The organism is Polyangium jinanense (genome assembly GCF_028435365.1).
Genome location: NZ_JAGTJJ010000038.1, coordinates 48,000 through 61,200 on the forward strand (window position 1 = coordinate 48,000; position 13,201 = coordinate 61,200).

General features: G+C 67.1%; 9 protein-coding genes. 3 read left to right on the plus strand and 6 right to left on the minus strand.

Translation table 11 applies throughout. The features are described 5' to 3' along the window. The first annotated feature begins 223 nt into the window (after positions 1 to 223). Positions 224 to 829, plus strand: coding sequence for a hypothetical protein (locus tag KEG57_RS38310; RefSeq protein ID WP_272424479.1), 606 nt, complete (start codon positions 224 to 226; stop codon positions 827 to 829). A 48-nt stretch (positions 830 to 877) separates the two neighbouring features. On the opposite strand, the gene KEG57_RS38315 is transcribed toward KEG57_RS38310, so the two are convergent. Both KEG57_RS38315 and KEG57_RS38320 read right to left on the minus strand, forming a co-directional pair. Then, positions 878 to 1,246, minus strand: a complete 369-nt coding sequence (locus KEG57_RS38315) for a hypothetical protein (protein WP_272424478.1) — start codon at positions 1,244 to 1,246, stop codon at positions 878 to 880. A 69-nt stretch (positions 1,247 to 1,315) separates the two neighbouring features. Next, on the minus strand, positions 1,316 to 1,909 hold the full coding sequence (locus tag KEG57_RS38320) for a hypothetical protein (RefSeq protein ID WP_272424477.1): 594 nt from the start codon (positions 1,907 to 1,909) through the stop codon (positions 1,316 to 1,318). Positions 1,910 to 2,098: 189 nt separating this feature from the next. Between KEG57_RS38320 and KEG57_RS38325 the strand changes: the two genes are divergently transcribed. Then, positions 2,099 to 2,839 (plus strand): sterol desaturase family protein, encoded by a 741-nt coding sequence (locus KEG57_RS38325; RefSeq protein ID WP_272424475.1) that lies wholly within the window; start codon positions 2,099 to 2,101, stop codon positions 2,837 to 2,839. Between the two features lie 3 nt (positions 2,840 to 2,842). Here the strand turns inward: KEG57_RS38325 and KEG57_RS38330 are convergent, their stop codons facing one another. The 3 genes from KEG57_RS38330 to KEG57_RS38340 form a co-directional block, all read right to left on the minus strand. Beyond that, entirely contained in the window at positions 2,843 to 8,473 is a 5,631-nt protein-coding gene (locus tag KEG57_RS38330) for a sensor histidine kinase (RefSeq protein ID WP_272424473.1), read from the minus strand. Positions 8,474 to 8,632: 159 nt separating this feature from the next. Beyond that, a complete protein-coding gene (locus tag KEG57_RS38335) occupies positions 8,633 to 10,078 on the minus strand; it encodes an amidohydrolase family protein (RefSeq protein ID WP_272424472.1) in 1,446 nt (481 codons plus the stop codon). A 58-nt stretch (positions 10,079 to 10,136) separates the two neighbouring features. Next, positions 10,137 to 10,874: a siderophore-interacting protein gene (locus KEG57_RS38340; protein ID WP_272424470.1), complete on the minus strand. Its 738-nt coding sequence runs from the start codon at positions 10,872 to 10,874 to the stop codon at positions 10,137 to 10,139. 37 nt (positions 10,875 to 10,911) lie between these two features. Between KEG57_RS38340 and KEG57_RS38345 the strand changes: the two genes are divergently transcribed. Then, a complete protein-coding gene (locus KEG57_RS38345) occupies positions 10,912 to 11,379 on the plus strand; it encodes a MarR family winged helix-turn-helix transcriptional regulator (protein ID WP_272424469.1) in 468 nt (155 codons plus the stop codon). 370 nt (positions 11,380 to 11,749) lie between these two features. Here the strand turns inward: KEG57_RS38345 and KEG57_RS38350 are convergent, their stop codons facing one another. Beyond that, positions 11,750 to 13,153 carry an FAD-binding oxidoreductase gene (locus tag KEG57_RS38350; RefSeq protein ID WP_272424468.1) on the minus strand — a complete coding sequence of 468 codons (1,404 nt, stop codon included), beginning with the start codon at positions 13,151 to 13,153 and terminating at the stop codon, positions 11,750 to 11,752. Positions 13,154 to 13,201 lie beyond the last annotated feature (48 nt).

Below are 13,201 nucleotides of genomic sequence, written 5' to 3' on the forward strand. Positions count from 1 at the left end.
ATGGGCAGGGTCGTCGTTGGTCTTGACCTGGCCTGTTCGATGAACTGCGCATCGCGCAGTTCATCGACCCCGGGTCCAGCGCTTGCGCTGGTCCAGGTCCAGGGGCGGATAGCCCCGGTGGGGCCTGGGGCAAAGCCCCAGCGCTGCGCCTCCCAGATGAGGACTTCCCTCCGCATATCCTCGCGGAGTAGGATGCTGGCCCGAATCACGTGCCGGGTCGAACATGCGTTTCTCGCTCGTCCTGATCGTCCTCGTATCGTGCGGCGCTCCGAAACACGCGGCGGCGCCGCAGCCCGATGCCGTGAGGCTCGCCGAGGTGACGACGCCATCGGAAGGCGAACCGAACGACGTCGTCGTGCTCGCGACCTGGGTGCGCCCCGCACCCGCCGTCGGCGAGCGATGGTCGCTCGTCGATCGTGAAGGCTTTCTTGGCGAGGTGGTGGTCCGCGGCGCGCTCGAGGCGCGATGCGATCACTGCCCGCAGCACCGGGCGACGGCGGCGCCGGACGGCGCGTGGGGGCGGCCGATCGCCGATGCGATCGCCGTCGGTCCGGCCTTCGGGCCGCTTACGAAAGCGCGCATCACCTTCCGCGATGACAACTGGATCGACGCCTGGAAGAAAGGGTCGAAAGACACCTTCGTGCGCGAGCTCGACATCGATCTCGACGGCGACGGCATCGCCGATATCGCGCGCTGGGCGTCGGGCCCGCAGGTCACGTACGAGCTCCGGGCGCGCGTCGGCATGACGTGGACGGTGCGGAAACGCTGGGTCACGCCGCATCTCCTTGACGTCGAGGATGTGTCTCCCGCCGCGACGCGCGGGCCATGACAATGCGGAGGGGCACTTCCACTCCGCATGAGACGGCCGCGAGAAATCTCAGTTTTCGTCGAGCTTGTAAACGCCGTCTTCCTGCGTGACTCCGATCTTCTGGAACTTCTCCGGAGGCCCCTTGTCGGCGGCCGCCTTCCACACCGCGTACCACGTGTCGAACTGGTCGTTTTGCCTCTCCAGCACGCGCTTGGAGACGCATCGTTTGAACGCTTCTTTGTCGTCTCGGCGTAGCACCTCGTAGATCGTCGCGCGCGCCTTCTCGGGGGTGCTGAGATCGAGGGCCGGTGCAGCGCTCGCGCTCGGCGCATCTTGCGCGGGGGCGGGCGGCGGCGGCGGTTGCGGTTCCGGGGTGCTGGTGGTGCAGGCGGAGGCCAGGGCCGAAATGGTGAAGGCCACGATTCTGAACGTCGACATGGGCTCAGCTTTCGCTCCGGTGGGAGGTTTGTCAAGCCGCCCCCGAGAGCGGCTCGAGCGTTCCTGGGTTCAGCGCCCGAACACGCGCAGCGATTTGCAGGCGGCGAGCTCGGTTGCGTGCGAAGCGGCCATCGCTCGCGGGTCGTCCTGAGGCTCCAGGTTGACCGTCACCACGCACCGGACGACCATCGTCTCCCCTTCGACGACAGCCAGACCGCGGACGCTCGGGATCTTCGCGACCTCTGCCGTGTCGTGCTGGGTCGCATCGTAGATGAGGAAATACGTGCCACCGGGTATCGGCTCGGTCGTCCAGATCTCGAAGGGGCCGTGGTGGTGGTCGAGCACCTTCGGGGTCTTCCATTCGGCGACCGCCGCCGCGTTCGATTTCGGCGTCCAGGTGAAGATGACGTCCGGAAAGGCCACGCCATTTTCGATCACCATCGGCGCCTTGCCGCGCGCGGAGGCCGGCAGCTCTGCGCAGAAGTCGGGGCCTTCGTGCCGATAAGCGTCTGGACCGCAGGGCGCCACGGCGATCGGCGCGGAAGCGCTGCCTGCGCTCGTGATCGCCGAGTGCGCCGGCCGATCCTGGCCCGCCTCCCCGGCGGAGCGGGTGCAGCCGTTCACGAGGGCGAGTCCAAACCATAACAACCAGCCTGCTTTCATGAGGTGTTCCTTCCCGGGCTCACAGGGATGACGCGCGGGGAGGGAACCTGTCGCACGGCGCTGACACAAAAATCGACACCCCCCGTTCGGTCCGGATGCGACAGGCGAGCTCGAGCCGCGTCATCGGGATGCAGTGGCAGCTTTCGCGGCTGTCGCTTCTGCTGGTATGTTCCGCGACGCGAGCTTCCCATGCCCCACCTCACGCTCCCCACGATCTTCACCATCGGTTCGACACTCGCGTTCCTCGTGCTCGAGCGCGTGCGGCCAGGCCGCGCGTTGCCGCACGTCGCCGGCTGGCACGTCCGCGCGCTCCTCCTGAACCTCGCGCAGCTCGGCATCACGCTCGCGCTGAACCGCGTCTGGGCGCGGCTGTTCCAGGGCGCCTCGCTCTTCACGATCTCCGCGCTCGAACGCCCGTGGCTCGAGGGGCTCGTGGCGTGGTTCGTGGGTACGTTCTTTTACTACTGGTGGCACCGCTGGCGCCATGCCGACGGCTTCTGGCGCGTCTTCCACCAGATCCACCACTCGCCCGCGCGCATCGAGATTCTCACGTCCTTCTACAAGCACCCCGTCGAGATGTTCTCCGACGCGCTGCTCAGCGCGGCGATCGCGTACCTCCTGCTCGGCATCTCGCTCGAGGGCGCGTTCTGGTTCAACTTCTTCGCCGCGACCGGGGAGTATTTCTATCACGGCAACTTCAAGAGCCCTCGCTGGCTGAAATGGTTCATCCAGACGCCCGAGCTACATTCCGTGCACCATCAGCTCGACGTCCATCGTTACAATTTCTCCGATTTGCCGCTGTGGGATCGGCTCTTCGGCACGTACAAGGACGCGGACGAGTTCGCCCCGGCGTGCGGGTTCCCGCGCGACAACGAGCGTAAGCTCGGCGCGATGCTCGTGTTCCGGGACGTTTATCACGACGCTGCCTGAGGGCTACATGCCACCGGGGAGCTCGACCACGAACGTGGATCCCATCCCCTGCGCACTCTCGACCCGGATCGAACCGCCGTGCGCCTCGGCGATCCTGCGGCAGATGTACAGGCCGAGCCCCAGTCCGCCGTAATGGCGCGCCGAGACGGCACGCCCGAAGCGCTCGAAGATTCGGGTTTGCTGGTCCGGTGCAATCCCGATTCCCTGGTCCGAGACCATGAGGCTCGTGCTGCCCGCTTCCTTGCGGACGACGATTGTAATGGGTTTGCCACCGCCGAACTTGATGGCATTGCCAAGGAGGTTCGTGACGACCTGTTCGAGGCGGGACCGATCCCACACACCGATGACGGGTGCGTCGCCGTGGATGGTGACCGGACATCGGGATCGCTGCAGATCGAGCTCGAACCGCGCGACCACCTCCTTGACGAGGGCGCTGAGATCGACCTCCGTGGTCTCGAGCGCGACCTGTCCGGAATCGAACCGCGAGACGTCGAGCAGCTCGTCGATGAGCCTGTTCATTCGATCGCTCTGGCGACAGGCGCGCTGGATGAGGTCCTCGGTCGCCTTGCGATCGGTGGGCTTGTCCGACTGGATCGACCGGAGGAGCGATTGAAGGGAGAGCCCCAGCGACGTCATGGGGGTGCGCAGCTCGTGGGAGGCGACCGCGAGGAACTCGTCGCGCATACGAACGGCTTCCTGCGTCGCGCGGTAGAGCCGCGCGTTGTCCATGGCGATCGCGGCGCGGTGCGAAAGCTCCTCGGCCATGCCGAGATCGGCGGCCCCGTAGGGTCGGGCGGGATCGGCAGAGACGAGGGTCACGGCTCCGGCGATCTGCCCCCTCGCCACGAGCGGCACGTGCATTCCACTCTTGGGCCCTAGCGCGCGGAGGATCCTGAAATGCTCCGCATCCACGGTGCTTGCGCGTAACGTCGCGTCGGTGATCTTGGAAAAGAGGAGCGGCGCACCACTCCGTATCACCCGCGCCGCGGGGTGGGGCGATCCAGGAAATGGCGGATAGCGCCTCTGGAGTTCCTCGAGCAGCGGTTGTTTTGCTGGGTCTCGGTGAATCCCCGATACCCGCCGGATTCGTCCGTTGTCGATGATGTCGATCACGCACCAGTCGGCGAGACCGCGGACGCAGAGCTCCGCGAGGCAGCGGAGGACCTGCTCGTACTCGAGCGACGCGCCGAGGCTCTCGCTTGCCTCCGCAAAAAATGCCGAGCGGCGTTCGTGCTGCTCGGCCGCCTGCCGCGCAGTTTGCTCGCTGGAGAGCAGCCGGGCGTTTTCCAGGGAGATGGCGGCCTGCGAAGCCACGAGCTCGAGGGCGCAGAGCCGCTCGGCCGTGAAGGCCCCCGGGACGAGGTTGTTCTCGAGATAAAGCAGGCCGAACACCTCGCCCGTCCGGAGAATCGGCAAGCACAGGATCGACCTCGGCGCGCGCCGCACGATGTATTCGTCCGAGGAAAACCTGCCCGCCTCGGCGCTGGCGTCGTCGAGGATCCGACGCTCCTTCGTGCGACGTACGTACTGCACGATGGACGCGGGGACGAGCTCCGAGGATTCGGCCAGGAGGGGCGATAACATCCGCGCGCGCGCCCCCCCGGCGTCGAGCGTGGCCTCCGCTTCGATCCACAAGGCTCCGCCTCGGGAGATGAGCAGATAGGCTTTTTGCGCCCCGCCCAGCTCGAGGACGACCCGGAGCAGCGTGTCGATGAGCTTCTCCTGCACGATCTCGCCCGAGATGGTCTGCGACGCCTTGACCACCGCGAGGAGGTCGATCTGCTCGGCCCGCACAGCCAAGGTGGCCGTCGGCGCAATGGACCTGCTCTCGGGCAGGTGCGGATACGACCGGTCGAGGCTCCGCACCTTGCCCTCGGCCCCCCAGCGGATGTAACACGAGCGCGCCTCGCGAAGGTAGGTGTCGGCGATGACGAACCCCCGATCGCGATAAAATCGCGCGGCGAGCTCCCAGGAGATCCCTTCGTTTTGAACGAAGCCATTCTCCCGCGCCGCGCGAATGGCCTGCTCGTAGAGCCGCATCGCTTCTTGATCCTGGCCTTCGACCCGCGCGATTTCGGCCGAGACGAGCGCATGTTTGTGCAAGAAGCTCTCGGGGCAGTTGTCCGCCCAAACCCGGAACCGCTCCTGGTCGGCGCGCAGGGTCGCCATGGCTTCCGCCTGCTCCGCGGGGGTCGTCTCGTGATAACGGGCCGCGAGGGAGAGCGCACCATAATAATGACATTCCGAGGCCTCTTCGAACGAAGGACCCGACCAGAGGAGCGCGCGGGCCTTCCGCGCTGCCAGGGCGGCGCCTTCGTCATCGCCGGCCATGAAGCGCGCTTGGGTCTTCCAGACGTAATACCAGCAGGCGACGATCGCCATGGTCGTCTCGTGCTCGCCGAGGAAAGCCTCGTACGCCACCTCGTCGAACCCCGCGCCGTTGAACGACCCGAAGTGATCGGTGCGGCCGCGCAGGTTCTCGATGAGCCGCTGCCTCACGACGACGTCGCCCCCTTCGAACTTCGCCTTCCGCGCGAACGAGAGCGCCCGCTCGCATTCGCGGGAAACATCCTCCAAAGGCTCGCCCTTGACGAGGAGGAACGTGACGAGGGCCCGGGCAGCATACCAGGCGAACGTCAGATCGCCGACCTCCAGCGCCGTGGCGAACGCACGGTCGGCCAAGGCCCGGCGCGTGGCGGCCGGTTGCGCCCAGTACGAAAGGAGGAAGCATTCGAGGAGCACGGGCGCCTCGTAGCCCGTCGAGCCCCGCTTCTGGACCAGATCATAAGCCAGTTTTCCGAAGCGAAACCCGAGGCGATACTGGCCAAACTCGGGTCCGAGGAGCATGCCGAAGAACCCGTACGCGAAGCTCGATCCCGCCGCATTGCCATGCTGGAGGCTCACGTTCACGGCATGGCACGCCGTCAAGCAAACGAGATTGTTGTCGGTGTTGAGCGCCGGCGAATTGATGGCCACGAGGATGTCGAGGGCCGCGCTCGCGTCGGCGTCGGTCATGGGGGGCAGGTCGATCAGGTCCTCGATCTGCCGTTCGCCGAGCCGTTGCCAGATCCTTCCATACGCCTGGTCGACCTGGTCTCGGCTGGGATGCGGCACGAGCTCGATCCCGAAGGGGCCGAGGCCCGCGATCGCCGCTGCCACGGCCTTCCCGTGCTGATTCTGGGCCGCGTGCAGGTACACCTTCACGGACGTGGCCGCGGCGCGGTCCCGGTTTGTCCTGGCGTGCCCGAGGATCACCGAGAGCAAGCCCTCCGCCGCGGCGAACCCACCGCTCACGAACTCGCATTCGGCGCGCTCCAGATGAAGGCGGAAGGTGAGCTCGTATTGGGTCTCCCAGCCATCGGGCGCGAGCAGCGCGATCCCAGCCGAGAGGTATTTGATGGCCGAGAGGTAGGCCGTGGATGCCTTCGCCTTCCTTCCAGCAATCAAATTGAGCTGTGCGACCCGGTCTTTTTCGTCGCGGGACGCGAGCAACGACGCGCCGAGGTTCAACTGGTTCGTGATGTCGAAAATCCTCCCCTCGAGCTCCTCCTTGGATACGTGCGCGACGAGCAGCCTTCCGATCCGGAGGTGCACGAGGGCCCGCTCTTCCTCGGGGATGAGCGAGTAGGCCGCCTCCTGCACCCGATCGTGAAGAAACTCGTACGTATCGTCACGGCGGAGGACGAGGCCCTCGTGCACCGCCTCCCAGAGCGCGCCGTGGAGTTCGCTCTCGGAGCGTCCGTCGATCATCGAAAGGACGCGGGTCTCCGCGATGTTCCCGACGCAGGCGGCGAGCTTCATGGCGTCCTGCGTGGTCGCCGCGAGGCGCCTCAATTTTCCCACCATCAGGTCGACGACGCCGTCGGAGAAATTCTTGGCCTGGATCTTGTGGACGTCCCAGCTCCAGGATGCCAATCGCGGATCGAACGTGATCAGGTGCTCCTGGTGCAGCGTCGTGAGAAACTGTATCGCGAAAAATGGATTGCCGCCGGTCTTCTCGTGCACGAGCCGCGCGAGGGACGCGACCTCCTCGGGGCGGCGGTGGACGATGTCGGCGACGAGATCGGCCATATGCGCCTCCGAAAGGGGCGCGAGGACGAGGTCACGTACGGCGACGCCGCTCCTCCGCACCTCGCCCTGCATGCGCATGAGCGGATGCGACGGGTCGACCTCGTTGTCGCGATACGCACCTATCAGAAGAAAATACCTCGTATCGGGGTGCGTGACGAGGTGCGTGAGGAGGTCGAGGCTCGCCGAATCCGCCCACTGGAGATCGTCGAGAAAAACCACCACGGGGTGATCTGCCCGGGCAAACACGGAGACGAGCTTCTGGAACACCATGTGGAAGCGGTTCTGCGCCTCGACGAGGGGCAAAACCGGGACGGGTGGCTGCCGGCCGATGACGAGCTCGATCTGGGGAATCACATCGACGATGAGCTGACCGTTCACCCCGAGCGCGGCGCGGAGTCGCTGCCGAAAGGCTTCGATCTGCTCGTCGGTCTGGGCGAGGAGCTCGCTCACGAGGTCCCGGAAGGCCTGCGCGATCGTGGCGTAGGGGATGTCGCGCTTGTATTGGTCGAACTTCCCCGAGACGAGCATGCCCTGCTCCCGGAAGACCGGCTTGTCGAGCTCGTGCACCAGCGACGATTTGCCGACGCCGGCGTAGCCGGAGACCAGCACGAATTCGGGGGTTCCCTCGGCGACGACCCGCCTGAATGCCCCGAGGAGCGCGGCGAGCTCCTCGTCACGACCATGGAGTTTTTCGGGGATCCGAAATCGATCCCCCATGTCTCGCTGGCCCAGGGGAAAGGGCTCGAGCCGGCTCGTCGATTGCCACGAGGCGAGGCAACGCGCGAGGTCGTGCCGGAGACCGGCCGCGCTCTGGTAGCGCTCCTCCGCTCCCTTGGCGAGCAGCTTCATGACGATACGAGAGAGCACCTCCGGCACGGACGGCACGAGCTCCGCGGGGGGTGCGGGTGACCGAGCGATGTGGCAATGCACCCACTCCAGGGAATCCGTCGCCTGGAAGGGCAGCCGGCCCGTCAACATCTGGTAAAACGTGACGCCGAGGGAATAGAGATCGGAGCGATTGTCGATGGCGCGGTTCATCCGGCCCGTCTGCTCCGGCGACAGGTACGGCAAGGAGCCTTCGATGAGGCGAAGGGGCTGCGCGGACCGGAGCTCGCGGGGAAGCCGGGAAGCGATTCCCAGGTCGGCGATCTGGACCGCGCCGGTCGCGGGATGGACGAGGATGTTCGCCGGCTTGAGATCCTTGTGAATGATGCTCTGGGCGTGAATCTCCGCGACGGCCTGCGCGATGGCCACCGCGAGAGGGAGAAACCTGGGAACGCCCATCGGCGCCCCGAGGAGGTGGAGAAGCGAGACGCTGCCCGCGTCCTCCGTGACCAGGGCCGGCGAACCCTCGAGCGATTCGAGCGCGAGCGGCTTCGCGACCGCGGGGATGTCGAGCGTCCTGCCGATCTCGTACTCGTTCTTCAGGCGCTCGAGATCCCTGGGCCGGCACCGCCGCGGATCGAGCATCTTGATGACCACCGGACGTTGATCGGCGTCCCTGCGTCCACGATAAACGGCGACACCGTCATGATCGGAGAGCGTCTCTGTCAGCGTGTACATGAAAGGCACCGGCACCTGGTCCTCCGGGCCCCCGGTTCCATAGGCCTCCGCCTGCGCTTCCGCTAGCGCCGCTTTCCCGCGAGTTTTTCGGGGTCGAGATCGTTCGTTCGCGAAAGCGGCGCCACGCATACGAGCGTCCGCGCACGGCAGGCTCGCGCCTCACGGGCGCTTGTAGACGGCCCCGCCCTTCATCACGAACCGGACATTACGCAGCGCCGCGATCTCCCGCGTGGGATCCCCTTCGACCGCGATCAGATCAGCCAGCTTGCCGGCCGCGACCGAGCCGATCGCCGCATCGAGGTGCAGCACCTTCGCCCCGCCGGAGGTCGCCACGCGCAGCGCATCGACAGGCGTCGTGCCGTATTCCACGAGCAACTCGATCTCGCGGACATTGTCTCCGTGGGCGAACACGCCGGCGTCGCTCCCGTTCACGAGGGTCACCCCTGCATCGAGGGCCGCCTTGAAGGCCTTGCGCTTCTTCGTGAGGCTCTCGGGCTCGGGCGTGCTGCCCTTCTTCCAGCCCCGATAACGCGCGATGGCGTCGGTTGCCGCGAGCGTCGGGCAAAACGCGACGTGATTCTTCGCCATGAGCTTGAAGACCTCCGACGTCCCCTCATCTCCATGCTCGATCGTATCGACGCCGGCGAGGGCCGCGCGCTGCATCCCTTCGGCCGAGCTCGCGTGCGCCGCGACGCTCCGGCCACTCGAATGCGCGGTCTCGACGATGAGTCGGAGTTCCTCGACCGAGAACGTCGGCCGTACCGCGCCGCCGGGTCCCCAGTAATAGTCCGCATAGACCTTGATCCAATCGGCGCCGTGCCCGATCTGATCACGCACGACACGCAGGAGCTGATCGTGCCCATCGGCTTCTTCTGCGCCCTGCGGCACGTGGAAGCCGGGATCGAAGCCCTTGGGACCATAACTCCCCGTGGCGACGATGGCCTTTGTCGTGACGAGCATCCGAGGCCCGGGGATGATTCCCTGGTCGATGGCCTGCTTGAGCCCGACATCGGCGTACCCCGCGCCCTCCGTCCCGAGATCACGGACCGTGGTGAAGCCGGCGAGCAGGGTATTCCGCGCGTGATTCGTCGCGCGGGCGACGCGGAGGGCGAGCGGCTCCCGGGCCACCTGCGCATCCCAGGATGCTTCGTCGTACGGATGCAGGAAAAAATGCGAATGCCCCTCGATGAGCCCGGGCAAAAGCGTCGTGTTCGGCAAATCGACGACCACCGCGTCGCTCGGCGCCTGCACCTTCCCCTCGGGCCCCGCCAGCTCGATACGATTGCCGCGCACGAGGACCACCCATCCCTCGTGCGGGCGCGCGGTATCGCCATCGAAGACGCGCGCCGGCTTGAGCAGATAGAGGCCTTTTCCCGCGGTCCCCGTGAACGTGGGCACGGGGAGGGGAGCGGGGACGGAGGCCGGCGCCGAGCCTCCCTGCGCGGAAATCGACGCCACCGCAGGGGCAGCGCTCGTGGCCGCCGGGGCGGCGTTCGCCGGGGAGGCGCGCGGCGGCTCGCTGGGTACGGTCCCGGCCGCTCCGCTGCAGCCTGAAAGGAACATCATTGCGGTCAGCAAGGCCCCGACGACACCGACGTTTTTCATGGGCGACGCGGTCCCTACCACACCACGGGTGCGCGCGTCGAGGACGTCTTGCCCGACCTCATTCGAGGTTTTCGTGGAACTCCGACGCGCCCTTCTTCCAGTAGGCGGCGATCCGCGCGGCCTCGCGGGGATGCCCTTTGTCCACCAGCAGGATCTGACGCAGGCGCGACATCTCCGACGCTTCGCCGGCGCACCAGACAAACCCGTCGCCCGGGGGCAGCGGCAGGTCCCCCACGAACGTGACGAGATCTTCCGCGCGGTTCACCCAATGGACGTCGAGCTTCGCGGCGCTCGCGAGCGCGCGGCGGTCCTTTGGGTCCGCGACGTGCGCGATCACGAGGGCCCGCGTGCCCGCTGGCAGTTCTTCGAGGCGCCGGTGGATCGCGGGCAGGGCGGAGGCGTCGCCCACGAGAAGGTGCCACGCGTAATCGAGCGGGATGATCATCGACCCGCGCGGCCCGCCGATCGTCGCCCGCTGGCCGGGGGCGGCCTTTCGTGCCCAGTCGGAGGCAGGGCCCTCGTCGTGCAAGGCGAACTCGAGGGTCAGCTCACGCTTTTCGGGATCAAAACGCCGAGGCGTGTAGTCCCGGCGGATGAGCTCGCCGTCCGCGCCGGGGAACATGAACTTGACGTGGTCGTCGAACGAAAGCGAAACGAAGTCGGCGAGCGCGTCGCCGGAGAACGTGACCGCGACGAAGCTCGGGCCGAGGCGCTCCACCCGGGCGACCTCGACGTCGCGCCGGCGGAGCTCGTGGCGCACGCGCTGCACGCGGCGCGCGGGAAGCGATGGTGTCATTGCAACCTCCGTGGGTTGGTTGATAATGTCACCCATCATGGGCAGAACAGTTGACAATGTCAACCATGATCCGCGGGACGCCGACGTGCTGGAGTCCATCCACGCGATCATGCACCTATTTCGTGCGCGCCGGCACGAAGCGATGCGCGAGGAGCATCACGACCTGAGCCACATGGAAGGGAAGGTGCTGGGCTTTTTCACGCGCCAGCCGGGCTCGACCCTGAGCGACCTGGTGGCGCACACGGGCCGGGACAAGGGGCAGCTCGCGCGCCTGGTCGCCGGTCTCAAGGAGCGTGGCTTGCTGGAGGCACGGACGGACGAGGCCGACCGGCGCAGCGTCAGGCTCGAGCCCACGGCCGAAGCGCAGGCCATCCACCAGACGATGCTGCGCCATGCGCGCCGGCTGTCCGAAGTGGCGGTGTCAGGGCTGAGTGCGGACGAGCGGCGTCAGCTCGTTTCGCTGCTGGAGAAGGTTCGGACGAACCTCGAAGCCCCTGGCTGCTGAGCATGGGTCTCTACTTGGGGCCGCCGCGCCGGGGCGCTGCCCCGGGCCCCGCGGGGGCTGTTCGCCCCTCGACCCGAACCAGGGCAAGCCCTGGACTCGGGGTGGAACAACTGCGCGATGCGCAGTTCTTCCACCAAGCCGGGTGGCAAGACCAGAGACAGCGTTGCCAATCGAAATGGCAGCGCGGTTGTCTCGATTGACAGGGTCGCTGCTGGTCTTGACGCGGCCTGTGCGATGAACTGCGCATCGCGCAATTCATCGTCCCGAGTCCAGCGCTTGCGCTGGTCCGGGTCCCGGGGCGGATAGCCCCGGGTGGGGCCTGGGGCAACGCCCCAGCGAAGCGCCGCCCGAACAGGGACGTCGCGGTGCGCTACGGCGCGATGTTCTTGTTCAACCGAAAGAAATTCGTCGGGTCGTAGGCACGCTTGAGGGCGGCGAGCCGCTTCATCTTGGCCTCGCCGTAGGTCTCTTGCACCCGCGCGGCAGGTTCGCCGGCGTCGATGAAATTCACATAAACGCCTTCGGCGGCAAACGGCTTCATGGCTTGCCAGGCGTCCTGCGTCCAGCGGATGTGGCGCTCGGCGTCGGCCGGGTCCTGAAAGCTCGATTGGAACATCGAGAAGAACGGGGTTTTCCGCCGCGGGAACGCGGTCTCGTCCTCGCCGACACGCGCGATCGCGCCCTCCAGGTGAGCGATCTCGAAGAGGCAAAGCGGTGACGGGGCCGCGCGAAGCTGCGCGGCGATGGCCTCGATGCCGTCGTCCCCGAGCGTGGAGACGTAATGCCCGCGGATGCATTGGCCATAACCGTAGGCGCCCGCCGGCGCTGTATCGAACATGCTCTGGAGGACGGTATAGGGCATCGGGCTCACGAGCTCCGCGGCCGGCGGGCCGAACGCGCGCAGCGGTGCGAAGGCCGCCTCCGCATCCGCGCTCGGGCCGTTGTAACAGGCCGCGAGAATCACCCCGGGCACGCCGTGCATGCGCGCGGGGAGCGTGGGCATGGGCGGGAGCGCGATCTGGATCAGGGTGCTGCTCATGCGCTCCGGCTCGGTCCGGGCGAACGTCTGGTAGAAGCGCAGCACATCCGCGAAGCGCTCGACCGGGTGAAACAGCATCGCTACCATCACCTGCTCGACGGGGTGCAGGCGCAATTCGAGCTCGGTGACGATTCCGAAATTGCCGCCGCCGCCGCGGAGTCCCCAGAAGAGGTCCGCGTTTTCGTCGGCGCTCGCCGTGACGAGCCGGCCGTCGGCGGTCACGAGATCCACCGAGAGGAGGTTGTCGATCGTGAGGCCATGCTGGCGCATGAGCCAACCGATCCCTCCGCCCAGCGTGACCCCGGCGATCCCGGTGGCGGAGCACTGGCCCCCGGTCGTCGCGAGGCCAAACGCCTGCGTCTCGTGATCGAGCTCGCGCCAGGTGAGCCCCGCCTGGGCGCGGACGGTGCGCCGCGCAGGATCGACGCGGACGCCCTTCATGGGAGACAGGTCGATCACGATCCCGCCGTCGCATACGCCGTTGCCCGCAATGTCGTGTCCGCCGCCCCGCACCGCGACGCGGGCGTCGTGCTCCCGCGCGAACCGCACGGCGGCGAGGACGTCCGCGACCCCGGCGCAGCGCGCGATGAGCGCCGGCCTCTTGTCGATGCGGGCATTCCAGACGACGCGGGCCGCGTCGTAACGCCCGTGGTCGGGGTCGATGAGCTCGCCGCGGAAGCTCGTTCGAAGCGAGTCGAGGGCAGCCTGGGGGAAGCGGGCTCGGTCTTGATGCATCGTGAAAGGCCTCCTGATGCCGTATCGGCGTGATGATGAGTCGATGCG

Bases quoted from the DNA above. Each gene is read 5' to 3' on its own strand.
- KEG57_RS38310 (WP_272424479.1), top strand. From the start codon at position 224: ATGCGTTTCTCGCTCGTCCTGATCGTCCTCGTATCGTGCGGCGCTCCG.
- KEG57_RS38315 (WP_272424478.1), bottom strand. From the start codon at position 1,246: ATGTCGACGTTCAGAATCGTGGCCTTCACCATTTCGGCCCTGGCCTCC.
- KEG57_RS38320 (WP_272424477.1), bottom strand. From the start codon at position 1,909: ATGAAAGCAGGCTGGTTGTTATGGTTTGGACTCGCCCTCGTGAACGGC.
- KEG57_RS38325 (WP_272424475.1), top strand. From the start codon at position 2,099: ATGCCCCACCTCACGCTCCCCACGATCTTCACCATCGGTTCGACACTC.
- KEG57_RS38330 (WP_272424473.1), bottom strand. From the start codon at position 8,473: ATGTACACGCTGACAGAGACGCTCTCCGATCATGACGGTGTCGCCGTT.
- KEG57_RS38335 (WP_272424472.1), bottom strand. From the start codon at position 10,078: ATGAAAAACGTCGGTGTCGTCGGGGCCTTGCTGACCGCAATGATGTTC.
- KEG57_RS38340 (WP_272424470.1), bottom strand. From the start codon at position 10,874: ATGACACCATCGCTTCCCGCGCGCCGCGTGCAGCGCGTGCGCCACGAG.
- KEG57_RS38345 (WP_272424469.1), top strand. From the start codon at position 10,912: ATGGGCAGAACAGTTGACAATGTCAACCATGATCCGCGGGACGCCGAC.
- KEG57_RS38350 (WP_272424468.1), bottom strand. From the start codon at position 13,153: ATGCATCAAGACCGAGCCCGCTTCCCCCAGGCTGCCCTCGACTCGCTT.